The following is a 24354-nucleotide window of genomic DNA, read 5'->3' on the forward strand; positions in this document are numbered from 1 at the left end:
CCCGGGGGCCTTCGCGCGTGCACTCCTGTGGCAGACCGCTGCCGGCGGAGGGGTGTCAGCGTCCGGCGGGGGAGATGCCCAGCTGCATCCCCGCCAGGCCGCGCGGCTTGCCGACCAGGGACTCGGCGATCCCGGAGATGACCTTGCTCGCCTCGGTGTCCGGCTCGCTCAGGACCAGGGGCATGCCCTCGTCCCCGCCCTCGCGCAGACGGGTGTCCAGCGGAACCTGGCCCAGCAGCGGGATGGTGGTCCCCAGCGTCTTGGTCAGGGCGTCGGCGACCGTCTGGCCACCGCCCTCGCCGAACAGGTGCAGGGGCTCCCCGCCGCCCGGCGGCAGGAAGTACGACATGTTCTCGATGACGCCCGCGATGCGCTGGTGCGTCTGCGTGGTGATCGCGCCCGCGCGCTCGGCCACCTCGGCGGCGGCCATCTGCGGGGTGGTCACGATGAGCAGCTCCGCGCTCGGCAGCAGCTGCGCGGTGGAGATGGCGATGTCGCCGGTGCCCGGGGGCAGGTCCATCAGCAGGACGTCCAGGTCGCCCCAGAACACGTCCGCCAGGAACTGCTGGAGGGCGCGGTGCAGCATCGGGCCGCGCCACACCACGGGCTGGTTGCCCTGGGTGAACATGCCCACCGAGATGACCTTGATGCCGTGCGCGGTGGGCGGGAGGATCATGTCCTCGACCTTGGTCGGGAAGTCCGACGTGCCGAGCATGCGCGGCACCGAGTGGCCGTAGATGTCGGCGTCCACGACGCCGACCTTGTGGCCCTGGGCCGCCAGCGCCGCGGCGAGGTTGACGGTGACGGACGACTTGCCGACACCGCCCTTGCCCGAGGCGACCGCGAAGACCTTGGTCAGGGAGTTGGGCTTGGCGAAGGGGATCTCCTTCTCCGCCTGGCCGCCGCGGAGCTTGGTCTGGAGTTCCTTGCGCTGCTCGTCGCTCATCACGTCGAGCTCGACGCGGACGGACGTGACCCCGGCGACCTCGGTCACCGCTGCGGTCACGTCCTTCTCGATGCGGCCCTTCATGGGGCAGCCGGCCACCGTGAGGTAGATCCCGATGCTCACGGCACCGTCGTCGGCGATGTCGATGCTCTTGACCATGCCGAGGTCGGTGATCGGACGGTGGATCTCCGGGTCTTGTACCGTGGCGAGGGCTTTCTGCACCTGCTCGGTGGATGCTGTGGAGGACATGGCCTCAATCGTAGGTCAGCCGGGCGGGATGGTTGGTCTGCGGTGTCGCCCGCGCACACCATCGTGTTCAACGGGTCCGGAGCGCCCCTCATTCCTGCCTCGGAGGGGCACCGCGCCATCTCCTGTTCATACTGTGACCAGGTGATAACGGCGTGGCCTTAACACTGGCAATACATGGCCGGATAGTAGTCTCTGCGCACGATGGGAAATGTGCCGCCACCGCCTGGTTCGTCCTGGCCCGCCGCGCCCGAAGGGCCGGAGGGGTGGGCTTCTGGGTCCTACTCGCAGGAGCAGGCCTGGGCCGGACCCCCGGGCGGAGGACGGCTGACACCCCCCGGCGGGCACCCGGCGGTCAACGCCGACCAGGGTGTGTGGGCTTGGCCACCGCCGAGGCCCGTGCGCACCAGCGAGTTCGCGTGCGCGGAACTGCCCCGGGGTGAGCCCTATCACAGGCTGGGTCGGACCTCCAGTTTCCGCTGGTGGACGACGCCCCTGGCCCTGTTCGGCTTCGCCGTGCTCCTGTTCTTCCTGTGGATGGCCATCCTCCTGGCGGTGACGATCGTCGCGATCGTCGGCGGCAGCGGCCTGGCCCCCGACTCGGTGCGCATCAGCGAGATCGCCCAGCTGGCCTTCGGGCTGCTGTCGTCGGCGCTGCTGATCCCCATCGTCCTGTTCGTCGTCCGCGTGATCCAGTGGCGCCGCGTGGGCTCCCTGCTGTCCGTCGAGGGCCGTGTCCGCTGGGGCTGGCTGGCGGCCTGCACGGCCGTGGCGGTCCTGCCCGTCGCCTTCGGGGTGGCGGCGTTCCTGCCGCTGGCCCGCCTCCTCCAGCCCGGCCTGGTGCCCGACCAGGGGACCGGCGGCACCGAGGTGTTCGCCGCGGCGATGGTCGTCATCCTCCTCCTGGTCCCGTTCCAGTCCGTGGCGGAGGAGATCACCCTGCGCGGCCTGGTCATGCAGATGGTCGGCGCGCTCGGGGCGCGCCGCGGCGAGCGGGGAGGGGACTCCGCGGTGGCCCGGGTGCTGCGCTCTCCCGGTCCGGCGGTCCTGGCGGGTGGAACTCTGTTCGCTGCGCTCTACCTGGCGACCCACCCGGGCGACGTCTGGACGACGGGCGCCCTCGCCGTCATGGGCCTGGGAACGGCCTGGCTGACCTGGAGGACCGGCGGCCTCGAAGCCGCCATGGCGCTGCACGTGGTCAACAGCCTGGTGCAGTTCACGCTGTGCGTCTTCGAGGGGCGAATGTCCGAGATCGGCACGGGTGCCGTCGTCGGCGCGGGTCTGCCCCTGGGGGTCGGTACGCCGCTCGTCCTGCTCCTCACCACGGCCCAGGTGGGGCTGTACACGGTGGGTGTGGCATGGCTGGCCCGCCGCCGCGGGGTGCACCGCGTGAGCGCCACCACCCGGCACTGAGCCGGCCCGGGCACGGGCGCACGCGGGGTCAGGCCAGCGGCTCCCGGGCGGTGCGCTCCCGCGCGGCCTCCGGCCGTTCGGGGAACACCCACGTCCGGTAGGCGAAGAACCGGAACAGCGTGCCGATCCCCACTCCCACCACGTTGCCCGCGATGTTCTGGGCGAGCGCGCCGTCCAACCCGAGGACGTACACGGAGAAGCCCTGGCAGGCCAGCTGAATGGCCAGGCCGACCCCGTTCATCACCAGGAACAGCAGTGTCTCCCGGCCGTAACCGGTGCGGGCCCGGCCGCCGAACGTCCAGAACCGGTTGCCGACGAACGCCACGGCGATCGAGGCCAGGGTCCCGAGCACCTGCCCGGAGAGCGGGCCCATGCCCGCCACCCCCCACAGCAGGTTGGTGGCGCCCAGTTGGACCACGTAGGCCACGGCGCCGACGGAACCGAACTTGCCCACCTCCCCGGCGAGCTTCGCGAGCTCGGGGTGGCGGGTGGGGAAGTCGCGCACGGCCGTCGCCTCCAGTCGTGGGTTGGGGGCGCGCCGGGCCGGGCCGCCGACCTGGGGGCGAGAGGGGCTTTCCGGGAGCCGTGCGCGCACGCTCTAGACTCTAGCCCGGGGACTTGAGCAGGGCCCCGGCCGCGGGTTCCGAGCCGAACCGGCCAGGTTTCCCCACTGGGGGAGCCGTCCCGTCACCGCGGTTGACGAGCATGTGAGTTGAGGAACTGTGAGCGAGCGTAACCGCACCGTCCCCCGCGTGGGAATGGTCGGAGGTGGCCAACTCTCCCGGATGACCCACCAGGCGGGCATCGGACTGGGCGTCCACTTCTCCGTCCTGGCCGCCGGCCCCACCGACAGCGCCGCCCTGGTCTGCGGCGACGTCACGCTGGGCGACGACCGCGGCCTGGACGACGTCCTGGCCTTCGCCAAGGCCAACGACGTGGTGACCTTCGACCACGAACACGTTCCCGAGCCGGTCCTGCGTGCCGTCGAGGAGGCCGGCGGTCTGCTGCGTCCCGGCCGCGACGCCCTCCGCTTCGCCCAGGACAAACTGCGCATGCGCACCCGCATGGCCGAACTCGGGGCACCCTCCCCGCGCTGGAGGCCGGTCACCGTCCTGGACCACGTCGTCGGCTTCGCCGAGGGCACGGGCGGCACGGAGGGCACCGGGTGGCCCGTCGTCCTCAAGGCCGCGCGCGGCGGCTACGACGGCAAGGGCGTGTGGATCGCCGGCGACGCGGAGGAGGCCCGCGCGGTCGTGGACCGAGCCACCGCCGAGGACGTCCCCCTGCTGGTGGAGGAGAAGGTCGCCTTCTCCCGCGAGCTCGCCGTGCAGGTGGCCCGCTCCCCGCACGGCCAGGTCGCGGTCTACCCGGTCGTGGAGACCGTGCAGCGCGGGGGCATCTGCCACGAGGTCGTCGCCCCCGCCCCCGGCCTCCCGGACGAGAAGGCCACCCGGGCGCAGGAGCTCGCCATCGAGATCGCCCAGGCGCTCGACGTCACCGGTGTCCTGGCCGTGGAGCTGTTCGAGACCGCCGACGGCGTGGTCGTGAACGAACTCGCCATGCGGCCCCACAACTCCGGCCACTGGAGCATCGAGGGCGCACGCACCTCCCAGTTCGAGCAGCACCTGCGCGCCGTCCTCAACCTGCCCCTGGGTTCGCCGCGCACCAATGCACCCTTCACCGTCATGGCCAACCTGCTGGGCGGCGCGGACCCCGACGTCTACAGTCGTTACCTGCACGTGATGGCCAAGGACCCCGACGTGAAGGTCCACCTCTACGGCAAGGACGTACGTCCGGGCCGCAAGATCGGGCACGTCACAGTGATGGGCGACGACCACCGGGACCTCCTGGAGCGCGCCCGTGACGCTGCCGCCTACCTGCGAGGAGACGACCAGTGAGCAACCAGACCCCCGTCGTGGGCATCGTGATGGGCTCGGACTCGGACTGGCCGGTGATGCGCGAGGCCGCCGAGGCGCTGCGCGAGTTCGACGTGCCGTTCGAGGCCGACGTGGTGTCGGCCCACCGCATGCCGCACGAGATGATCTCCTACGGTGAGGAGGCCGCCGGGCGCGGGCTGAAGGCGGTCATCGCCGGTGCGGGAGGCGCCGCCCACCTGCCCGGCATGCTGGCCTCCGTGACCACCCTGCCGGTCATCGGCGTTCCGGTGCCGCTCAAGCACCTCGACGGCATGGACTCCCTGCTGTCCATCGTCCAGATGCCCGCCGGGGTCCCGGTGGCGACCGTGGCGGTGGGCGCGGCGCGCAACGCCGGACTGCTCGCGGTGCGGATGCTCGCCGCACACGACCCGGAGCTGACCCGGCGGATGGCGAAGTTCCAGGAGGAGCTCAAGGACCAGGCCCACGCCAAGGGCGAGCGCCTGCGCCGCGAGGTCGCCGACGGCGGCAGGCCCACCGGTTTCGGTCGCTAGGTCGTGTTTTTGCCTCTTTTCGGGCTCGCGTCCACCGGGCTTCCTCCCGCTGCCGCCTCCGCGCCCGTGAGGCGCCGCCACGCCGGATGCCGCACACCGTCCTGAGGTAGGCGGCCCCGGCGGGCGCCCGCCGCCCGGAGGGCCTCCTGGGGGCGCTTCCGGGCGGGCAGGGTGGCGGCCCCGGTCCCTTCGGGGCCGGGGCCGCGCCGTGTCCGGGGGCGGACGGGGCCGACGCGGGTCAGTCGGAGGCGGGCACGAGCGCGCGCAGGCCCTCCATCACCTGGTCGACGGTGGGCAGCGCCTCCGGGTCCACGAGGAACTGGATGACGTAGCCGGTGATGACGTTGTAGACCATCGACCCCAGGCCCGCGACGGTGCCGGGGTCGACCCCGTCGGGTTCCACGCCCAGGATCATCGCGGCCAGTTCCCGGCGGGCCCCGCCGATCGCCCCGGTGAGCGTCTCACGGATGCCCTCGTCGAACTCGGCCTGGGTGAAGGCCTGGACGCTGGCCACCAGCAGGTCGCGCTCCTCGGGCAGGGACGCGAAGACGGAGCCGAGCAGGGCGCGCATCCGCTGGTCCGGCTCCCGCGCGCGGGAGGCGTCGACGGCCGCCTGGAAGGTGTCGCCCCAGTCGCTGGACGCCTCCATGACCGCCGCGTTCATGAGGTTGTCCTTGGACCCGAAGTGGTAGCCGATGGAGGCCAGGTGCGCTCCGGACGCGGCGGCGATGTCGCGGGCGGTGGTCTTGCCGTACCCCTTTTCGACCAGGCACTTCCTGGCGCCTGCCAGCAGGGCGTCTCGTTGGCTCATGCGAGGACCCTAGCATTTTGTACGTACGTACATATTGACCTCTGTTTTTGACGTACGTACGATCAAGGCCATGCGATCGACCTCCGAACCACCGACCCCCCGCCGGGCTCCGCCCCGTACCTGGGCCGGGCTCGTCCTCCTCCTGATCCCCGCACTCCTGGTGTCCATGGACATCTCGGTGCTCTTCGTCGCCGCACCCGCCATCGCCGAGGCGCTCGAACCCGACGCCGGCCAGTGGCTGTGGATGATGGACGTCTACGGCTTCGTCCTCGCCGGACTCCTCGTCACCATGGGCGGCCTCGGAGACCGCGTCGGCCGCCGCAGGCTGCTCCTCGCCGGAGCCGCCCTCTTCGGCGCGGCCTCCGCCCTCCTGGCCCTCGCCACCAGCGCCGAGCTCTTCATCGCGGGCCGCGTCCTGCTCGGCATCGCCGGGGCGACCCTCGCCCCCTCCACGCTGTCCCTCATCCGGGACATGTTCACCGACCCCCGCCGGCGCGGGGCGGCCGTCGGAGCCTGGACCATCGCCTTCACCGGCGGCGCCGTCGCCGGGCCGATCCTCGGCGGGCTGCTCCTGGAGTTCTTCTGGTGGGGGTCGGTCTTCCTGGTCAACCTGCCGTTCATGGTCCTGCTGGTCGTCGCCGGGCCGTTCCTGGTCCCCGAGTCACGCGGCCAGGGAGGGCAGGGCTTCGACCTCGTGGGCGCGCTCACGTCGCTCATCGGCGTCCTCGGCCTGGTCTACGCCGCCAAGAGCCTCACCGAGCACGGCGTCGAGGTCAGGGGCGGCGCCGCGCTGCTCGTCGGCGCGGCGTTCCTGGTGCTGTTCGCGGTCCGCCAGCGCCGCGCCGCACACCCGCTCATCGACGTCACGCTCTTCGCCCGCCCCGCGTTCACCGCCTCCGTCGCCGGCAACACCGCGGTGTCCTTCTCGGCTGCCGGCCTCGGTCTCCTGGCCTTCACGTTCCTCCAGACCGTGCACGGCCTCAGCCCGCTCCAGGCCGCCCTGTGGGCCCTGCCCGTGTTCGTCGGCACCGTCCTCGGCGCCGTCCTGGCGGGTGTCGCCTCGTCCAGGATCCGCCCCGGCCCCCTGATGGCCGCGGGCCTGCTGTTCGGCGCCGCCGGGTTCGCCGTGGTGGGCTTCGTGGAGGTCGGGACGCCGCTGAGCGTCCTCATCGGCGGGTACACGGTGCTGACCTTCGGGGTCGGCATCGTCGGCACCCTGGCCAACGGCCTCGTCCTGGCCACCGCTCCGCCCGAGCGGGCCGGTGCCGCCGCCGGGGTCTCCGAGACCAGCACCGAGTTCGGCGCGGCCCTGGGCATCGCGGTCCTCGGCACCGCCGCCACCGCGGTCTACCGCACGGCGATGGAGGACGGCCCGCCCGGCGCCGAGGGGCCCGCGGGCGAGACCGTCGCCGGGGCCCTCGCCGCGGCGCCGTCGGCGCAGGACCCCGGAGCCCTCCTCGACGCGGCCTTCGCGGCCTACACCGCCGGGGTCGGCACCGCAGCCCTCACCGGCGCGGCCGTGCTGGCGGCCGTGGCACTCCTCGTCGCCCTGGCCCTGCGCGGGACGCCGCCGGGCGCCGCCGGTGAGGCCGGTGACGGGGACCCGGGTGCCCCGGCCCTGGACACCCGGGTGCTGCCGGTCCGGGATCAGGCCCCGAGGGCGTAGCCGGGGGCGGTCACGCACTCCTCGACCGGCCTCTGCTCCAGGTAGCCCCACTCCAGGAGGTCGTTCACCGGGACGAACTCGCCGGCCTGGGCCTCGGGGATCTCCGCTGCGGGAGCGAGGACCTGCTCACCGCCGCCGGGCTGCTCGAAGTGGGGCGCGATCGGCCCCACCAGGGCGGTGAACTCCGTCGCCACCTCGTAGCAGTTGTAGTTGTGCTCGGGCCCGTCCGGCCAGGTGTTGAGGGAGTCCGGCGGCAGCGCCCGACGCTCGTACGGCGCCCCCGCCGGGGCCAGGAAGGTGCCCCACGGCGACCCGAACCGGTCCAGCATCCACCCCTCGGGGAGGGCCTGGAGCTCGTTCACCGGCTCGCCGTCCACCACCACGAACCCCATGTGCTCCGGGTAGTCCCAGCCCTCGGGCGTGGCCCACCGGTCCAGGAACTCCACGGGGGTGAGCCCGCCGAGCCGGTCGTAGTCCTCGACCAGCCTGCCGACGGGCCCCTCCGAGGGGAGTTCGACGGGCCCCAGGCGGCGGTCGCCGCACAGGTACGTCGCCAGGTCCTCCTCGCTGGGCGGCGGGTCGAGCACTGGGCAGTCGGCGGGGGCCACCTCGTCGGTGGACGGCGCCGGGGGCACGGGCAGCACGTCGGCGTGGGCGGGCGGCGCCACCAGGAGCAGGGCCAGGGCGGTGCCGGCCACCGCGGAGAGCTTCACGAATCGGACTCCGTTCGTTCCCGGGGCACCCGGCCGTGTGCCGGGCACCCGCGATCAACCACGGAGTGCAGTGAAGCACGAACCCGCGGTCACCGCCCGGAACTCGCCGGAAAAGGTCGGGAGACGGCCCGTACCGGGAACGCCGACGGCCGGCCCCCGGGGGGGCCGGCCGTCGGGAACGGGCGAGCGGCCTACTGGCGGCCGAGGGCGCGGTAGGTCCAGCCCGAGGCGCGCCAGAACGTGGGGTCCAGGGCGTTGCGGCCGTCCACGATCCGCTTCTGCGACACCACGGCGGCCAGCTCCTCCGGGTTGGCCTCGCGGAACTCGGTCCACTCGGTGAGGAGCAGGACCACATCGGCGCCGCGCGCCGCCTCCAACATGGAGTCGGCGTAGTTCAGCTGCGGGTGCTCCGCACGCGCGCGCTCCAGCGCCACCGGGTCGTACACCGTCACCTGCGCGCCCAGCGACGCGATGGTCGAGGCCACGTCCAGCGCGGGGGAGTCGCGGATGTCGTCGGAGTTGGGCTTGAAGGCCGCCCCCAGCACGGTGACCGTCCGGCCGGCGAAGTTGCCGCCGATCAGCTGCCGGGCGAGGTCGATGGTGCGCGCGCGGCGGCGCTGGTTGATCGCGTCCACCTCGCGCAGGAACGACAGGGCGGGCTCCACGCCCAGCTCGTCGGCGCGCGCCATGAACGCGCGGATGTCCTTGGGCAGGCAGCCGCCACCGAAGCCCAGGCCGGGGCCCAGGAACTTGCCGCCGATCCGGTCGTCGTACGACAGGGCCTCGGCCAGCTGGATCACGTCGGCGCCCGCGACCTCGGACACCTCCGCCATCGCGTTGATGAAGGAGATCTTCGTCGCCAGGAACGCGTTGGCCGACACCTTGACCAGCTCGGCGGTCTGGAGGTCGGTCACCAGGAACGGGACGCCCTCGTCGACCTGCTGGTGCCACAGGGCGCGCACGGCCTTCTCGACCCGGGGGGAGTCGGTGCCGATCACGATCCGGTTGGGGTGCAGCGTGTCCTCCACGCCGAAGCCCTCGCGCAGGAACTCGGGGCTCCACCCCAGCTCCGCGTCCCCGCCGACGGGGGCGAGCGCGGCCAGCCGCGCGGCCAGGGTCGCGGCGGTACCCACCGGGACGGTGGAGCGGCCCACGACCACGGTGGGGCGGTTCAGGTGCGGGGCCAGCTGCTCGACCGCGGAGTTGACGTAGCGCAGGTCGGCCGCACCGGACTCGTCGCGCTGCGGGGTTCCCACGCAGATCAGGTGCAGGTCGGCGAATTCGGCGACCTCGCTGAACGAGGTCGTGAAGTTGAGGCGGCCGGAGTCCAGGCTCTTGCCGAGGAGCTCCTCGAGACCGGGCTCGAAGAAGGGCACCCTGCCGGAGCGGAGCATCTCGATCTTGACCTCGTCGACGTCGAGTCCCAGAACCTCGAACCCCATCTCGGCCAGGCAGGCCGCGGTGGTGGCGCCGAGGTAACCGGTACCGATGACGGAGACGCGCATACGGTCCGCTTCGACCACTGGTTGAGTCCTTCCTCGCTTTCGTCCGCTCCTGTGCCGGTGGTTGTTCCCGCTGGAGGCGGTCAACACCCCGGTTGAGGGCAGAAAACGGACATGATTCGGCCGGCGGGGGTACCCCGGGGGCGCGATGCATCACCTTACGCGCCGAGGTGTGGCGCATGACCGAACACCGCGTGAACAGTCAGGCGCTCAGGTTACCGGTGGGCGCGGCCCCTCCTTCACGGGGGCGGGGGGCTCAGCGGCGGCGGTCCCGGGAGGGGCCGGCCCCTCTGCCCTCGTCGTCCAGAGGAGTCCAGGTCGCACCGGTCTCGCCCCGCCGGAAGGGGGTCGTGGTCCTGTCCGGGTCGCCGTCGAACGCGCCGCCCGGATCGCGCGCGGGGGGCGGTTCCGGGACGGCGTCCGGGATGGTGTCCCCCACGGGTTCCGGGTCGCTCCGGGGGTCCTCGCCCGGCCCGTCCTCGCGAAGGGCCCCGCGGTACCGCTCCCGGCTGGTGCCGGCCACGATCCGGCCCGCGGAGGGAAGCCCGGGGTCGACCGCCGTCCGCCACCGGAGCGGCATGGTCGCGGAGCCCAGCAGCAGCGTTCCGAGCAGCAGCCCGACCGCGAGCCCCGCGCCGCCCGGGTACAGGAAGCTCTCGTCGTTCAGCCAGGACAGCGCGGGTCCCATCGACGAGGGATGCACGACCGGCCACAGGCACAGCGCGGCCAGCAGCGCTCCTGCGGCACCCGCCACCAGCGGCGACACCCGGGACGCGACCAGGTAGGCGCACACACCCCCCATCAGGCACAGCACCACCACGGACGAGACCGTCGCGACGTCCACCTCGCCGTCGGCGAGGCGCGGGAGCAGGCCGGCCGACCAGGCGGCGGCGACCCACAGCACGGGGGCGAGGGCGATACCGGCGAGCAGACCGGCCAGGTGGCGGAGCACGGAAGACCTTCCTTCGCGGGGATCACCCGCAGATGTTGTCCCGGGCGGTCGAGGTGGCGAGGCCGTCGTCGGCGGAGGGCTCCGCCTCCGGTTCCGGCTCGGGGGACACCTCGGCGTCCGGGGCGTGGAACTCGGTGTAGTTGGATCCGAGCACGATCTGGAGTTCGCCGTCCAGGGTGCCGTCCTCGACGGCCTCCGCACCGGGGAACATCCCGGCCACGTGCTCGGCGTCGGCGCCGTCGCCCGGACCGTACCTGACCTCGGTCGCCGGGACGTCGCGGCTGCTCCAGTTCTCCGCGGGGGCTGTCACCTCGAACCCCGCACCGGTCAGGCCGGTGTCCACCTGGGCGCCGAGGCCGGGGGTGCCGACCCCGTTGAACACCCGTACCCGGATGTCACCGGGGACCGGGCCACCGCTCTCCTCGGGCGAGGGCTCCTCCCCGGGCTCCGCGATCGGCCGGTCGGCGCGGACCGCGGCGAACAGCTCCCGCGAGGCCGGCTCGTCCCACAGCAGGGCGACGTCGCCGCGCGGCGTCCAGTGGTTCATGTCGGCGATGGGGACCTGGGTGAAGGTGACGGCGCCCATGTCCAGGTCGCGCATCTGGTAGGCGAGCTCGTTGATCGTGCTGGTGTCCAGGCCGGAGTCCACCGTCACCGACGCCAGGGCGCTGTCCAGGAACGCGGTCAGCTTCGCGGGGTCGGACAGGGTCTCGCTGGCCAGCGCCTGGTCGAGCATCGCGGCCAGCACCTGCTGTTGGCGGTCGATCCGGTCCAGGTCACCGCGCGCGGTGGCGCGTGTGCGGGCGAACGCCAGGGCCTCGGTCCCGTCCACCTCGTGCGTGCCCGCCGCCATGTCCAGGTGGGCCTTGGGGTCGTTGACGGGTTCGGGCAGGCACACCTGGATGCCGCCCAGGGCGTCGACCACGTCGACGAAGCCGTTGAAGTCCACCTCGACGTAGTGGTCGATGCGCACGTCCGTCACCGACTCGACGGTCCGGACGGCCAACTGGGGTCCGCCGTAGGCGTAGGCGGCGTTGATCTTGTCCTCGCCCTCGCCGGGGATGTCCACCCACAGGTCGCGGGGGAGGCCGACGACGGTCACGCGGTCGCGCTCGTGGTTGAGCCGCACGAGCATCATGCTGTCGGAGCGCTGCCCCGGGGTGGAGCCGACGCTCAGTTCGTCCTGGTCCTCCTGGCCGACCCCCTCGCGGCTGTCGGAGCCGATCACCAGGAAGGTCAGGCCGCCGGTCTCCTCGGGGCGGTCCCCCTCGGACAGGCCGGAGAACACGTCGAACCGGTTCAGGGAGCCGGACATCCACCCGGTCAGCGCCCACGAGGTACCCGAGGCGAGCAGGACCAGCACGGAGAGGGCACTCGTCAGCAGCAGGCCGGTGCGGCGCCGCCGCGCGGCCGGGCTGGGCACCGTCACCCGTCCGGACCGGGGGGAGCGGCGGCCCCCGGGCGGGAGCGGCTGGGAGCGCTCTCGCCGAAACCCGCCCCCCGGCCCCTGCTCTCCCGAGCTGTCGTCGCTCATCGGCGTCCCCGTCCCCACCCGACCAACGGTGTCCTCGTCCCTAGGTTGTCACCCGATCCGCCGAAGGCGGCGGGATGTCAACGTTCGGCGTGTTGTCCTCCTCTTCGGGTCAGACGCCGCCGATGCCGTCGGGGTTCCGCCGACCGACGGAGCCGTGCTGAGGCGTATCCGGTATCACTGTGTGACCGAAATCCGTGGCAACGGGCTGGCCCGCGCGGAAAAATGGTCGCTCTCGGTACGCGCACGGCGGATCCCCGATTCCGGAGCCCCGCACGGCCTACCCGCTGCGGATCCGACCCCCTTTTCCACCTCATACCGGAGTGCCACCATGTACCAGCAGCCCCAGTACGAAGCCGTGTCCCCGAAGAGCTGGGTCGTCACGCTCCTGCTCAGCCTCCTCACCGGGGGCTTCGGCGGCCACCGCTTCTACGTCGGCAAGATCGGCACCGGCATCCTCATGCTGATCACCTGCGGCGGTGTCGGCGTCTGGGCCATCATCGACCTGATCATGGTCATCATGGGCAACTTCAAGGACTCCGACGGCCTGCCCATCAAGAACCAGGTCTGACCTTCGCGGTGACCCGGCCCGGCGGCGATCCCGCCGGGCGCACGGGGCCGTCCGGGCCGTACCGGTGCAGTACCGTTGACGCGCGTGCGGGAAGCCCCACGCAGTCCCCGACATGTCCTGACCTTGGGAAGTGCCCGTGTCCTGGCCGCCTGTCTCAGTCGTCATGCCCGTACTCAACGAAGAACGCCACCTCGCCGCCGCGGTGGAGCACGTCCTCGCCCAGGAGTACCCGGGTGAACTGGAGGTCGTGCTCGGTGTCGGCCCCTCCTCGGACCGCACCCGCGAGGTCGCCGACGGGCTCGCCGCGGCCGACCCGCGGGTCAAGGTGGTGGACAACCCCACCGGCAGGACCCCGGCGGGCCTCAACGCCGCCATCGGCGCCTCCTCGCACGACATCGTCGCCCGCATCGACGGGCACGCCATGATGCCCTCCGACTACCTCCGGGTGGCCGTCGAGACCCTGCGTGAGACCGGCGCCGACAACGTCGGCGGGATCATGGCCGCCGAGGGCACCACCCCGTGGGAGAAGGCCGTCGCCGCCGCCATGACCTCCAAGGTCGGCGTCGGCAACGCGCGCTTCCACACAGGAGGCGAGGGCGGCCCGGCCGACACCGTCTACCTGGGCGTCTTCCGGCGGGCGGCCCTGGAACGGGTCGGCGGCTACGACGAGGCCTTCCTGCGCGCCCAGGACTGGGAGATGAACCACCGCATCCGCACCACGGGCGGCACCGTGTGGTTCCAGCCGCGCATGACGGTCTCCTACCGCCCGCGCCGCAACGTGCGGCTGCTCGCCAAGCAGTACTTCCACTACGGCCGCTGGCGCCGGGTGGTCGCCCGCCAGCACAAGGGCACCATCAACCTGCGCTACCTCGCGCCGCCGATCGCCCTGGCGGGCGTGGTCACGGGCCTGGTCGGCGGGTTCGTGTTCTGGCCGCTGTTCCTGGTCCCCGCCGCCTACCTGGCACTGGTCACGGCCGCGTCCGTGCCGCTCGGCCGTGGGCTGCCCGCCTCCGCCCTGCCGCTGATCCCGCTCGCCCTGGCCACCATGCACATGTCGTGGGGCGCCGGCTTCATCACCAGCCCGCCCGGACTCGGCTCGGACTCGCGCACCGCGCAGGGCGCCAGCGCCTGACCGTCGGCGACCTGACCGTCGCCACCCGTACACCAGCCGCACGCGGCCCGGGACCGCCCTCGCACGGGGCGGTCCCTTCTGCTAGTCAGGGGTCAGTGACACGAAGGGGAACCCATGGACGAGTTGCGCGGCGACCAGGCGGTGTGGCGGTTCGACGGTGAGTCGATCGCGATCAGGTACGAGACCAAGGGCCTGCTCCGGGATCCGCTGCTCAAGCGCCTCCAACAGCTCGAACTCCCGGTCGGGGCGATCGCCGAGGTCGACTTTCGGCCAGGGGGAGGCAAGGGGAAGGGGTGGCTCCTGCAGTTGCGGCTCCGCGACCGGATGGACCCCTACGCGGCGGTCGGCGCGATGCTCAAGGAGAAGTCCCAGCCGTTCCGGCTGACCGGGCACGCCAGAACGGAGCTGGTCGCCGAGTACCTGGCCGACCAGATCCGCTTCGCCGCCGAACAGCACTCCGAGCCCCCGGCCCCGGACGCGGTCACGCACCTGGTGCCCCGGCTCCCCTTCCACATCCAGACCTCCGAGGGGACCGCGACCATCGACGGATCGGGCGTGCGCCTGGTCTGGTCCGGTGGTGAGGCGGGCGGACGCAAGCGCAAGGCGCAGCGCCGCGAGTACGACCTCGCCGCGATCACCGGGGTGGAATGGGCCCCGTCGGACGGCTGGGAGTGGGGATACCTGCGGGTGATCACCGCCGACCGGGCCAAACAGGGGTCCGGCAAACTCAAACAGGACCTCGACGTCCTCGTCGCGGACGAGGGCGCCGAAGGCGTCGGCGCACTGCTGATGGCCGCCACCATCACCGCTCACACCTGGGCCGCGGGCGCGGCGGGCCGTGCCCGGCCGGGGTCGGAAGTGGCCGCCGGACCGGCGGACCCGCGCTGGTGGCTGGACGCCGCCAGGGCGGTCCGGCAGCTGGGAGGCCCGACGGACGACCGTTCCCCCGCCGCCACGGCGGGCACGGACACCGAGGGGACCGCCGGGCCGGACGGGACCGGGAGGACCGCCGTGGGAACGGACACCGGGTGGATCTTCGAGCAGATCGAACGCCTCGGGGAGCTGCACGCCAAGGGGCTGCTCACCGACGAGGAGTTCTCCGCGAAGAAGGCCGAACTCCTCGGACGGATCTGACCCGCCCGGCCGGCCCCGTCCGCCGCCTCAGACCCCCGGGCGACCCCCGCCCTCCAGCGCCTTGAGGGCGGAGACCGCGCCCGGCACGTCGTCCACCACGACCGCGTCCATCCCCGCCTCCGCGAACCGGGCCGCGTCCACGGGGTCGGGACACCAGGAGACCACCTCGATCCCCGCCCGGTGCGCGAGGTCCACGGTGTACCGCACCGACCGGCGCCCCGGACGGGGCGCGTCGCCGGACAGCCCGAACGAGCGCGCGTCCACGGCCACGATCGGGCACCCCAGGCCGGCGGCGCCCGCCACGGCCTGGTCCAGGGGGTTGCGCACGAAGGGCATCCACGCCGTCGGCACCTCCGGGGCCCCTTCGTGCACGGACACCAGGACACCGGGATCGAACGAGCAGACGAACAGCCGGCGACGTTTCGCCTCGCGGCGCAGGTACGGGAGAAGCAGGGACACCGTCCGCCGTGACGGAGCGTCGACGGCGTCCTCCATGACCGACTTGACGTCCACGTCGAGGCCGACCCCGGTCGGGAGCGCCGCCAGGCCCTCGTCCAGACCGGTCAGGCCCGCCCCGGCGCACTCCTCGGCGGTCAGGTCCACGATCGCCCGACCGTCGTCCAGGGCGGCGTTGTGGTACAGGACCAGTGCGTCGTCGGCGGTGCGGCGCACGTCGATCTCGACCCAGTGCGCCCCCGCCGCGACGGCCGCCGCGTACGACCCCGCCGAGTTCTCCCGGGCGCCGTCCACCACGCCGCGTCCGGCGCCGCGGTGCCCGATGACCTCGGTCGCCTCGAAGACCCGGCTCACGCCTCCACCTCCGCCAGGGCGGCGCGGGCGCGGGCCCGGCGCAGCAGCGTCTCGGCGACCTCCACGTCCCCCGGGTTCGTCACCTTGATGTTCGTCTCGTCGCCGGGCACGATCCGCACCTCCTCCTCGGGCAGGTAGCGCAGCACCACACCGCAGTCGTCCGTGGCGACCAGGCCCGGGTCGGCCATCGCCAGGGCGTAGGCGCGGCGGGCCACGCCCAGCCGGAACCCCTGCGGCGTCTGCATGCGGCGCAGTTCCGAGCGCGGAGGCACCTGGGCGACGGCCTCGCCGCCGTTCCGGCCGGGGGCCACCCTGACCACCGTGTCGGCGCTGGGCACCGCCACCCCGACGGCGCCCGCCCCGCCCAGAGCCGCCACGCACGCGCCGATCGTCGAGGGCCGCACGAGAGGCCTGGCCGCGTCGTGCAGCAGGGCCAGGTCGGTGTCGGCGGCGCCCTCCATGGCGGACAGGGCGGCGCAGGAGGTGTCGGTGCGGGTCCCCCCTCCGGGGAGTACCGCGGTGACCTTGGTGAACCCGGCGGAGGAGACGATGTCCTCCACCCGCCCCACGTACTCCCGCACCATCAGGACGATGATCTCGTCCACCTCCCGGCACGCCTCGAACGCGGCGATCGAGTGCTCGATGATGGGCCGCCCCTCCAGGGGCAGCAGCTGTTTGGGGGAGGGCGCGCCCATGCGGGCGCCGACCCCTCCGGCCAGAACCGCCGCGATCACACGCGGGCGCATGGCCCCACCTCTTCCGTCCACGGCTCGTGTCGCCGTTTTCCTGGCCGCACCCGCCGCGGCACTCGTCACAGGGCCTGTCCGGGCCGCCTGGGCCCGCGGGAGCGGAGGCCCGCCGGCCTTCCGACACCCAGCGCGAGCGGGACGCGCGCCCGGTACCACCTCATAAGGGACATGATTTCCACCCTCCGGCTGAGGCTAGCGGACCGCCCCGGCGACACGGGGGGTGACGGTGCGCACCCCGTACTGGGGGTGGGCTGGTTGGCGCGGCCCGTCGTTCGCAGCGGTAACCTATGGACGCCTGTATGGCGTGCCCGGTCCAGACCTCCTCAGACGCGGTGGAAACCGGGCGCGGTCCGTGACATCCCCCGGTCGCCCGGACACGCTCCCCCGTTTCCGGTACACCCGTCCCGGGGTGGACCGCGCGTGTTGACCGGTGCGCACAGGCGAGACACGAACACGCCTGTCCGGCACCTCGTTGACCGGACGAGAAAACAACCCTTGGAGGTGGCGGTGGCGTCAAGGGCGCTGGCCGTCTGGGAACACCGGAAGGTCGTCGGCCTCCTGGTCCGGCGCGACCTGAAGGTCAAGTACCAGCAGTCCGTACTGGGGTACGCGTGGACGATGTTGGAGCCACTGGCTCTGACGATGGTCTACTTCTTCGTCTTCGGGGTCATCCTCAACGCTGATCGCGGCATGCCGGCGGAAGCTGAGGCCTACGGTGGCTTCGTGCTCTTCCTCGTGGCCGGGATCCTGCCGTGGACCACCTTCGGCGCGATCCTCAGCGAGGCTCCGCGGGCGATGCTCACGCACTCCAAGCTGATCACCACGATGAAGGTGCCCCGGGAGATCTTCCCGATGGCCACGGTGGGCACGAAGTTCATCGAGTACATCCTCACCTGGCCGGTGCTGCTGGTCTTCGTCTTCGCACTGGGCGGACACTTCACCCTCATGGGCCTGCTCGTCTGGCTGCCGCTCGCGGTGGTGCTGACGTTCATGTTCGGGCTCGGTGTGACCCTGTTCCTGTCCTCGGTCAACGTGCTGCTGCGCGACGTGGAGCGCCTCGTGCGGATCCTCACGCGCCTGCTGTTCTACGGATCGGCGATCCTGTTCCCGGCGTCGATGGTGCTCACCTCCGGCATCCCGGGGTGGGTGAAGACCCTGTACGAGCTCAACCCGCTGATGGGCATCTTCCAGATGCACCGCGCCGTGTGGTTCCCTGAGTTCGCGGAACTAACGCCGAGCACACTCGCGTTGACCTCTTCGGTGGTCGGTTCGGTCCTGATGCTCATCATCGGCTACTGGACGTTCCGCCGCCTGGAGATGTCCGTCCTGAAGGAGTTGTGATGGCGCAGACCGACTATGGCGCCGGGCTGACCAGTGGGCCGGTCATCGAGGCCAAGGGGCTCGGTGTCAAGTTCGCCGTGAACCGCCGCCGCAAGCGCAGCCTGCGCGAGATGTTCATCCACGGAACCAAGCGCGACCCCAACGCCGAGGGCGACGAGTTCTGGCCGCTGCGGGACGTCGCGTTCGAGATCAACCGGGGCGAGTGCGTCGGCATCGTCGGCAAGAACGGCACCGGCAAGTCCACGCTGCTCAAGCTCATCGCCGGAGTCCTCATGCCCGACGAGGGAGAGGTGCACGTCCACGGCAAGGTCGCGCCGCTCCTGGAGTTGCGGGCGGGGTTCAACGACAACCTGACCGGCCGCGAGAACGTGTACCTGGTCGGCTCCCTGCACGGGATGAGCGAGAAGCAGATCGACGAGCGCTTCGAGGAGATCGTCGACTTCGCCGAGATCAAGTCGAAGTTCATCGACACCCCGGTGCGCCACTACTCCAGCGGTATGAAGGTGCGCCTCGGGTTCGCGCTGATCTCCCAGCTGGAGCACCCGATCATGCTGGTCGACGAGGTCCTCGCGGTCGGTGACAAGGCCTTCAAGCGCAAGTGCTACGAGGCCATCGACCGGATGCTGGCCAACCAGCGCACGATGGTGCTCGTCTCGCACAGCGAGCGGGACCTGCGCCGGTTCTGCAACCGCGGTCTCTACGTCAAGGGCGGCGGGCTCGCCCTGGACACCGACATCGACGCCGCCCTGGCCGCGTACGACGAGGACACCAAGGCGGAGATCGAGGAGCGCAAGAAGCGCGACGCCGCCAAGAAGAAGCGCGCCGAGCAGGCCGAGCAGAAGATCGACGAGGACAAGCCCAAGGACGGCGAGGGCGACGGCGGCCAGGCCACCTGAGCCGCTTCGCAGGGTCCGGGCCCGCCCGTCCTCTGCCGCGACCCCGTGGTGCGCACCGCCGGAGCAGTCCGGCGGTGCGCACTTTCCTCGTCGGGCCCCTCGGAGAGCCTCTGCGGGGTTTCACCCCGGGTCCGGCGGACACAGGGCTCGATGAACCCAGGGCTCGACGGCCCCAGGGCGCGTGTCAGTGTTTGATCGACCACACACCGTAGGCAACGGTGTCTCTCACCAAGCGTGAGAGGGCACCCATGGTCTACGGCACGGTGGCACGGTCGACCGCGCGGATGTTGGAACGCAGGTGCGTCACCAGAGCCGGGGTGACCCGGATCGGCGTCCTGGGGGCCGTCGGCGGCGCGGTCTGGTTCTCCCGGGCCGACATGGTCGGGGGCCTGGCCGGATCGGCGTTCCTGGCCTCCGCCCTGTTCTGCGACGCGGTGCGCACCCGCATGCACGCCGGTCGCAGGGACGCCCTCACCCGATGGCTCGTGGCGATGCTGTCGCAGTTGCGGGAGTACGTCGTCTACCTCGGTCTGGCGGTCGGAGCCGTCCTCGCGGACCTCGGCGGAGCATGGGGCTGGGCGGCGGGCGCCCTCGTCGCGCTGGCACTGAGGGACTCGCTCCTGGTGTCCCACGCGGCACCGTCTGCCGCCTCCCCCGGGCAGAACATGAAACGTGCCGCGCTGTCCTCTCAGGAACGCGCTGGGGGCCTCCTGGGCGGTCTGGTGCCCCGCCGTCCTTCGCGTGATCCCAGCGACAGCGATCCGGCGTTGACGGGACGGCTGCTCGGTCCCCCCGCCGCGACGGCCGGACCGGCCGCCCGGCGCGTGCCCGGGTCGGCCCAGGCCCCGCCCTCCCTCGCCCGGCGCCTCATGGCCTTCTCCCAACCGACGCGGTTCCTGGTGATCGCGGTGACCGCCACGCTCTGGGACGCGCGGGTCGCCTTCGTCACCCTCATCGTCGGCTGCACGGTCGCGGTCACCGGAGAACTCGTCGATCCCGCCGCGCGCGAGGTGCGCCGGTGAGCCGGAACGGGATCGGCGGGACCGTGCCGCACCCGGGGGAAGAAGGGGGTCCCACCACTCCGGACCTGCGATTCCTTCGTGATGACGGTCACGTGGCGTTCCTGCTCGGCCGGATCGTGCCGGGCGCCGTACCTCCCCTGCTGCCCGCGCTCGCCGGGGCGCTGGTCGTCGGGACGCTCCTCGCGGCAGACCGAGGACACCTGGCAGGCATTACCCTGTTCGCACCGGTCGCTGCCCTGCTACTGTCCGGACTGGCCTCGGGCCACCCCCACGACGGACGGTTCGACTGGCTCGTACCACCCGTCCTCCGTGCCACCGAGTACACCTACCTGGCGGTGCTGGGACCGGCGTCCGGCGTACCAGGTCCCCTGGTGTTCGTACTCTTGGTGGCAGTCGTCTGCCACCACCGCGACGACGTGGCACGTCCCATGGTCGGCATGGTCCGACCGGACCGTGTGCGCGGCGCGGCTCTGGGGTGGGACGGCCGCATGCTCGTCATCACCGCCGGGGGTGCGCTCCACGCGCTCACCCCCGCCTACGGCATACTCGCCGGATACCTGGCGGTGCTGCTCGTGCGGGAGGCCGTGCGCACCTGGAGTGCGGCACCGGTGACCGACGTGCGCGCCAGGACCACCGCTCCCCCCGGCGGTGGTGACACGGATCCTGGAGATCCGCGGATCTCCCGACCTGGCCGCGGAGACGGGGGCCAACCGGCCGCCGGAACGAACGGGGAGGCGTGACAGCCTCCCCGACACAAGGAGGAACACGCCCTCATGCTCGGAATGGTTCTCGCCGCAGGCGCGGGGCGCCGGCTGCGTCCTTACACCGACACCCTTCCCAAGGCCCTGGTGCCAGTCGACGGCGAGACGACCATCATGGACATCTCGCTGCGCAACCTGGCCGCTGCCGGGCTCACCGACGTCGTCGTCGTGGTCGGCTACCGCGCGGAGGCCGTCGAGGCCCGCAAGGAAGCCCTGGAGGAGCGCCACGGCGTCAAGCTCACACTCAGCTACAACGACAAGGCCGAGGAGTGGAACAACGCCTACTCCCTGTGGACCGCGCGCGAGTTCTTCTCCGAGGGCGTCCTCCTGGTCAACGGCGACACCGTCCACCCGGTGAGTGTCGAGGAAACGCTACTCGCCGCCAGGGGACCGGAACTCCTCCTCGCGGTGGACAACGTGAAAAGCCTCGCCGACGAGGAGATGAAGGTGACCCTCGACGAGGGCGGTCACCTCAGGAACATCACCAAGCTCATGGACCCGGCCACCGCGGCGGGCGAGTACATCGGCGCCACCCTCATCGAGGGCACCCTGGCCTCCCGGCTCGCCGACGCCCTCAAGGCCACCTGGGAGCGCGACCCGCAGCTGTACTACGAGGACGGCTACCAGGAGCTGGTCAACCGCGGCGAGAAGATCGCCGTGGCGCCCATCGGCAAGGTGGACTGGGTCGAGGTCGACAACCACGACGACCTCGCCAAGGCCAGGGAGATCGCGTGCCACTACTAGCCAGAATGCTCCCCTCCCCCCTGGCGATCGACGTGCGGCGGGGGGCGGTCGCCTCCCTCGGAACACTGCTCGCCGACCGGCGGATCGCCACCGAGGGCCGCATCGCCGTGGCCGTCGGCCCGGGGCAGGGCGCGCAGATCGCCGCCGACCTGGACCTGCCCAACTGCGAGGTCTTCCACGTCGAGGAGGGCACCGTCGACGCCGCCACCGAGCTGGGCAAGAAGCTCCGCTCGGGCGCGTACGAGGCGGTCGCCGGCATCGGCGGCGGCAAGACCATCGACGTCACCAAGTTCGCCGCGACGATGGCGGGCATCCCCATGGTGGCCGTGGCCACGAACCTGGCCCACGACGGCATCGCCTCCCCGGTCAGCTCCCTGGAGCACGAGGGCGGCAAGCCGTCCATCGGCGTCATCATGCCCATCGCCGTCGTCATCGACGTCGACTACGTCCACGCCGCCCCCTCGCACCTGGTGCGCTCGGGCATCGGCGACGTGGTCAGCAACATCTCGGCCATCGAGGACTGGGAGCTGGCCGGCCGCGTCAACGGCGAACCCGTGGACGGCATGGCCGTCACCTTCGCCCGCGTCGCGGCGGAGGCGGTCCTGCACCGCCCCGACTCCGTGGAGTCCGACGCGTTCCTCACCGTCCTCGCCGAGGGCCTGGTGCTCTCCGGGATGGCCATGTCGGTGGCCGGGTCCAGCCGTCCGGCCAGCGGTGCGTGCCACGAGATCCTGCACGCGGTCACCCAGCTCCACCCGGGCGTCAGCAACCACGGCGAGCTGGCCGGGCTGGGCGCGCTGTACGCGTCCTTCCTGCGGGTGCGGCACCTGGGCTGGTCGGAGCCGAGGATGAACGAGATCCGCGACTGCCTGGTCCGCCACGAGCTGCCCGTCGTGCCCTCCGACGTCGGTCTCGACGAGGAGGCGTTCGCACGGGCGGTGGCCCGCGCGCCGGGCACCCGGCCGGGCCGGTTCACCATCCTGGAACACCTGAACCTCTCCGAGGACGAGATCGGACGGAGCGTCAAGGACTATGTCGAAGCCGTCGGTCGCTGAGGTCCGCGCAGGAGGCCAGCCCGCCGGTATCAAGGAGCGGACCAACGAGGAGCACTGGGCGGGCCGTCTCTACATGCGGGACGTCTCCCCGTACCTGACGACGTTCTTCGTCCGGCTCCGCGTCCCGCCCAACCCCATCACCTACCTCATGATGGTGTTCGGGGTGCTGGCCGGTGTCGTCGTCGCGTTCGGCGGCCTGTGGTCGGCGATCGTCGCGGCGGTGTTCATCCAGGTCTACCTGCTGTTGGACTGCTCCGACGGCGAGGTGGCCCGGTACACCGGACGTACCAGCGTCGCGGGGATCTACCTGGACCGGATCGGGCACTACGTGTCCGAGATCGCGCTCCTCATCGGCCTGGGCATCCGTGCCCAGGGCGAGTGGGAGGCGGGCGGCTGGGTGATCCTGGGCATGGCCGCGGCGATCGGTGTCGCGCTGATCAAGGCCGAGACCGACAACGTGGTGGTGGCCCGCGCCAAGGCGGGGCTGCCCGAGAAGGTCTCGGACGAGGCGATGCGCCCGCGGTCCTCCGGGCTGAGCCTGGCGCGCCGCCTGGCCTCCGCACTCAAGGTCCACCGCCTCATCCAGGCGGTGGAGCTGTCCCTGATCATCGTGGTGGTCGCCGTGGTGGACGCCTTCCTCGGCGACCTGGCGGCCACCCGGGTCCTGGTGGCCGCGTGCGCGGCCGTCGCCGTGCTGATGAGCTTCGCCCACTTCGTGAGCGTTCTCGCCTCCCGGCGCCTGGAGTGATCCGCCCTCCGGCGCGGTCGGCGCGCCGGAGACATCACCCTCACCCACGGGGCCGGGGACGCTACCCCGTCCACGGCCCCGTACACCTCCCTTTTATTCTTTCGTTAGTCTGTTTCTGCGAATGTTGGCGAGTGTCAACCTGCGAGCAGCCTGTCGTCCACTGAACGGTCGCAACTATGGCCACACCCGTGATCCCACCCGCGTCGGACACCGCGACGTCCGCGGCCGAGGTCTCCCGAGCGCCCAGAGCCGAACGGAGCCGTCCTCAGGTGTCCGGTAGCAGCAAACCCACCCTGTCCTGTGTCCTGCTGACGATGGGCACCCGTCCCGCCGAGCTGCGCCGCGCGATCACCAGCGTGTTCGAGCAGGAGGACGCGGACGTCGAGATCGTGGTCGTCAGCAACGGGGCGGAGCTGCCGGAGCTGCCCGAGGGCGTGACCACGGTGCTCCTCCCGGAGAACGTCGGTATCCCCGAGGGGCGCAACCACGGGGTCAGGGCCACCGAGGGCGACGTCATCCTGTTCCTGGACGACGACGGCTGGTACCGCTCCACCGACCTGGCCCGCCACGTACGCGAGCGCTTCGCCGCGGACACGTCGCTGGGCGCCCTGTCCTTCCGGATCGCGGACCCCGACGGCGGCCCCGACCAGCGCCGCCACGTGCCGCGCCTGAGGGTGGGGGACTCCCGCGAGTCGAGCGTGGTCACCACGTTCCTCGGCGGGGCCTGCGCCATCCGCCGCACCGCCTTCGAGGCCGGGGGAGGGCTGCCCGGCGACTTCTTCTACGCCCACGAGGAGACCGACCTCGCCTGGCGCATCATGGACGCCGGCTACACGATCGAGTACGACGCGGACGCGGTCATGTACCACCCGGCGGTGGCGCCGACCCGGCACGAGAACTTCTACCGGCTCAACGCCCGCAACCGGGTCTGGCTGGCCCGCCGCAACCTGCCGTGGCCCCTCGCCTTCGTCTACCTCGGCACCTGGGTGGGGCTGACGGTGCTGCGCGAGCGCGACCGCGCCGCGCTGCGCTCGTGGTTCGACGGGTTCCGCGAGGGTTGGCGCGAGGACGCCGGTCCGCGCACCCCGATCCGCTGGTCGACCGCCTGGCGGATGACCCGCGCCGGGCGCCCGCCGATCATCTGACCCCTGGGACGGCGTCGGATCCTGCGCGACGGTCCGAC

General features: G+C 72.0%; 24 protein-coding genes. 15 read left to right on the top strand and 9 right to left on the bottom strand.

Annotated features, from left to right (window positions below; genetic code table 11):
* Nucleotides 1-55: 55 nt before the first annotated feature.
* Nucleotides 56-1195, bottom strand: a complete 1140-nt coding sequence (locus ACFWTE_RS24905; protein WP_378782310.1) for an Mrp/NBP35 family ATP-binding protein — start codon at nt 1193-1195, stop codon at nt 56-58.
* A gap of 396 nt (nt 1196-1591) precedes the next feature.
* Between ACFWTE_RS24905 and ACFWTE_RS24910 the strand changes: the two genes are divergently transcribed.
* Complete coding sequence (locus tag ACFWTE_RS24910) at nt 1592-2605, top strand: CPBP family intramembrane glutamic endopeptidase (RefSeq protein ID WP_378782311.1); 1014 nt, start codon at nt 1592-1594, stop codon at nt 2603-2605.
* Between the two features lie 28 nt (nt 2606-2633).
* On the opposite strand, the gene ACFWTE_RS24915 is transcribed toward ACFWTE_RS24910, so the two are convergent.
* Nucleotides 2634-3110, bottom strand: a complete 477-nt coding sequence (locus ACFWTE_RS24915; RefSeq protein WP_378782330.1) for a GtrA family protein — start codon at nt 3108-3110, stop codon at nt 2634-2636.
* A gap of 217 nt (nt 3111-3327) precedes the next feature.
* On the opposite strand from ACFWTE_RS24915, the gene ACFWTE_RS24920 reads away from it, so the two are divergent.
* Both ACFWTE_RS24920 and purE read left to right on the top strand, forming a co-directional pair.
* Entirely contained in the window at nt 3328-4503 is a 1176-nt protein-coding gene (locus tag ACFWTE_RS24920; protein ID WP_378782312.1) for a 5-(carboxyamino)imidazole ribonucleotide synthase, read from the top strand.
* Between the two features lie 29 nt (nt 4504-4532).
* Complete coding sequence (purE, locus tag ACFWTE_RS24925; RefSeq protein ID WP_378782331.1) at nt 4533-5033, top strand: 5-(carboxyamino)imidazole ribonucleotide mutase; 501 nt, start codon at nt 4533-4535, stop codon at nt 5031-5033.
* Nucleotides 5034-5271: 238 nt separating this feature from the next.
* On the opposite strand, the gene ACFWTE_RS24930 is transcribed toward purE, so the two are convergent.
* On the bottom strand, nt 5272-5844 hold the full coding sequence (locus tag ACFWTE_RS24930; RefSeq protein ID WP_378782313.1) for a TetR/AcrR family transcriptional regulator: 573 nt from the start codon (nt 5842-5844) through the stop codon (nt 5272-5274).
* A gap of 70 nt (nt 5845-5914) precedes the next feature.
* Between ACFWTE_RS24930 and ACFWTE_RS24935 the strand changes: the two genes are divergently transcribed.
* Nucleotides 5915-7510, top strand: coding sequence for an MFS transporter (locus ACFWTE_RS24935; RefSeq protein WP_378782314.1), 1596 nt, complete (start codon nt 5915-5917; stop codon nt 7508-7510).
* Here ACFWTE_RS24935 and ACFWTE_RS24940 read toward each other — a convergent pair.
* The 4 genes from ACFWTE_RS24940 to ACFWTE_RS24955 all read right to left on the bottom strand — a co-directional run bounded on the left by ACFWTE_RS24940 (nt 7492) and on the right by ACFWTE_RS24955 (nt 12211).
* Entirely contained in the window at nt 7492-8223 is a 732-nt protein-coding gene (locus ACFWTE_RS24940; protein ID WP_378782315.1) for a TNT domain-containing protein, read from the bottom strand. The genes ACFWTE_RS24935 and ACFWTE_RS24940 overlap by 19 nt on opposite strands.
* A gap of 191 nt (nt 8224-8414) precedes the next feature.
* Nucleotides 8415-9746, bottom strand: coding sequence for a UDP-glucose dehydrogenase family protein (locus ACFWTE_RS24945; protein ID WP_378782316.1), 1332 nt, complete (start codon nt 9744-9746; stop codon nt 8415-8417).
* Nucleotides 9747-9981: 235 nt separating this feature from the next.
* Nucleotides 9982-10677: a YIP1 family protein gene (locus tag ACFWTE_RS24950; RefSeq protein WP_378782317.1), complete on the bottom strand. Its 696-nt coding sequence runs from the start codon at nt 10675-10677 to the stop codon at nt 9982-9984.
* 22 nt (nt 10678-10699) lie between these two features.
* Complete coding sequence (locus ACFWTE_RS24955) at nt 10700-12211, bottom strand: LCP family protein (protein WP_378782319.1); 1512 nt, start codon at nt 12209-12211, stop codon at nt 10700-10702.
* 328 nt (nt 12212-12539) lie between these two features.
* Between ACFWTE_RS24955 and ACFWTE_RS24960 the strand changes: the two genes are divergently transcribed.
* From ACFWTE_RS24960 to ACFWTE_RS24970, 3 genes are all read left to right on the top strand, one after another.
* The gene (locus ACFWTE_RS24960) at nt 12540-12779 is read left to right on the top strand and encodes a TM2 domain-containing protein (RefSeq protein ID WP_378782320.1); all 240 of its coding nucleotides are present in this window, start codon (nt 12540-12542) and stop codon (nt 12777-12779) included.
* A 136-nt stretch (nt 12780-12915) separates the two neighbouring features.
* The gene (locus tag ACFWTE_RS24965; RefSeq protein WP_378782321.1) at nt 12916-13911 is read left to right on the top strand and encodes a glycosyltransferase family 2 protein; all 996 of its coding nucleotides are present in this window, start codon (nt 12916-12918) and stop codon (nt 13909-13911) included.
* A 114-nt stretch (nt 13912-14025) separates the two neighbouring features.
* Entirely contained in the window at nt 14026-15045 is a 1020-nt protein-coding gene (locus ACFWTE_RS24970) for a DUF4429 domain-containing protein (protein WP_378782322.1), read from the top strand.
* Between the two features lie 27 nt (nt 15046-15072).
* Here ACFWTE_RS24970 and ACFWTE_RS24975 read toward each other — a convergent pair whose 3' ends face one another.
* Nucleotides 15073-15855 (bottom strand): glycerophosphodiester phosphodiesterase, encoded by a 783-nt coding sequence (locus ACFWTE_RS24975; protein ID WP_378782323.1) that lies wholly within the window; start codon nt 15853-15855, stop codon nt 15073-15075.
* Nucleotides 15852-16601 carry a 2-C-methyl-D-erythritol 4-phosphate cytidylyltransferase gene (locus tag ACFWTE_RS24980; RefSeq protein ID WP_378782324.1) on the bottom strand — a complete coding sequence of 250 codons (750 nt, stop codon included), beginning with the start codon at nt 16599-16601 and terminating at the stop codon, nt 15852-15854. The genes ACFWTE_RS24975 and ACFWTE_RS24980 overlap by 4 nt, the downstream gene beginning before the upstream one ends.
* A 498-nt stretch (nt 16602-17099) precedes the next feature.
* Between ACFWTE_RS24980 and ACFWTE_RS24985 the strand changes: the two genes are divergently transcribed.
* From ACFWTE_RS24985 to ACFWTE_RS25020, 8 genes are all read left to right on the top strand, one after another.
* A complete protein-coding gene (locus ACFWTE_RS24985; protein ID WP_378782325.1) occupies nt 17100-17945 on the top strand; it encodes an ABC transporter permease in 846 nt (281 codons plus the stop codon).
* Complete coding sequence (locus ACFWTE_RS24990) at nt 17945-18841, top strand: ABC transporter ATP-binding protein (RefSeq protein ID WP_378782326.1); 897 nt, start codon at nt 17945-17947, stop codon at nt 18839-18841. Before ACFWTE_RS24985 ends, ACFWTE_RS24990 begins: the two co-directional genes overlap by 1 nt.
* 248 nt (nt 18842-19089) lie before the next feature.
* Nucleotides 19090-19863, top strand: a complete 774-nt coding sequence (locus ACFWTE_RS24995; RefSeq protein ID WP_378782332.1) for a hypothetical protein — start codon at nt 19090-19092, stop codon at nt 19861-19863.
* 23 nt (nt 19864-19886) lie between these two features.
* Nucleotides 19887-20603 carry a DUF5941 domain-containing protein gene (locus ACFWTE_RS25000; protein WP_378782333.1) on the top strand — a complete coding sequence of 239 codons (717 nt, stop codon included), beginning with the start codon at nt 19887-19889 and terminating at the stop codon, nt 20601-20603.
* Between the two features lie 33 nt (nt 20604-20636).
* Complete coding sequence (locus tag ACFWTE_RS25005; protein ID WP_378782327.1) at nt 20637-21368, top strand: sugar phosphate nucleotidyltransferase; 732 nt, start codon at nt 20637-20639, stop codon at nt 21366-21368.
* A gap of 5 nt (nt 21369-21373) precedes the next feature.
* Complete coding sequence (locus ACFWTE_RS25010) at nt 21374-22423, top strand: iron-containing alcohol dehydrogenase family protein (RefSeq protein ID WP_378782328.1); 1050 nt, start codon at nt 21374-21376, stop codon at nt 22421-22423.
* A complete protein-coding gene (locus ACFWTE_RS25015) occupies nt 22401-23171 on the top strand; it encodes a CDP-alcohol phosphatidyltransferase family protein (RefSeq protein ID WP_378782329.1) in 771 nt (256 codons plus the stop codon). The genes ACFWTE_RS25010 and ACFWTE_RS25015 overlap by 23 nt, the downstream gene beginning before the upstream one ends.
* A 314-nt stretch (nt 23172-23485) precedes the next feature.
* The gene (locus tag ACFWTE_RS25020; RefSeq protein ID WP_378782334.1) at nt 23486-24316 is read left to right on the top strand and encodes a glycosyltransferase family 2 protein; all 831 of its coding nucleotides are present in this window, start codon (nt 23486-23488) and stop codon (nt 24314-24316) included.
* Nucleotides 24317-24354: the final 38 nt, after the last annotated feature.

The sequence above is a fragment of the Nocardiopsis sp. NPDC058631 genome, from assembly GCF_042716955.1.
Lineage (GTDB): Bacteria > Actinomycetota > Actinomycetes > Streptosporangiales > Streptosporangiaceae > Nocardiopsis.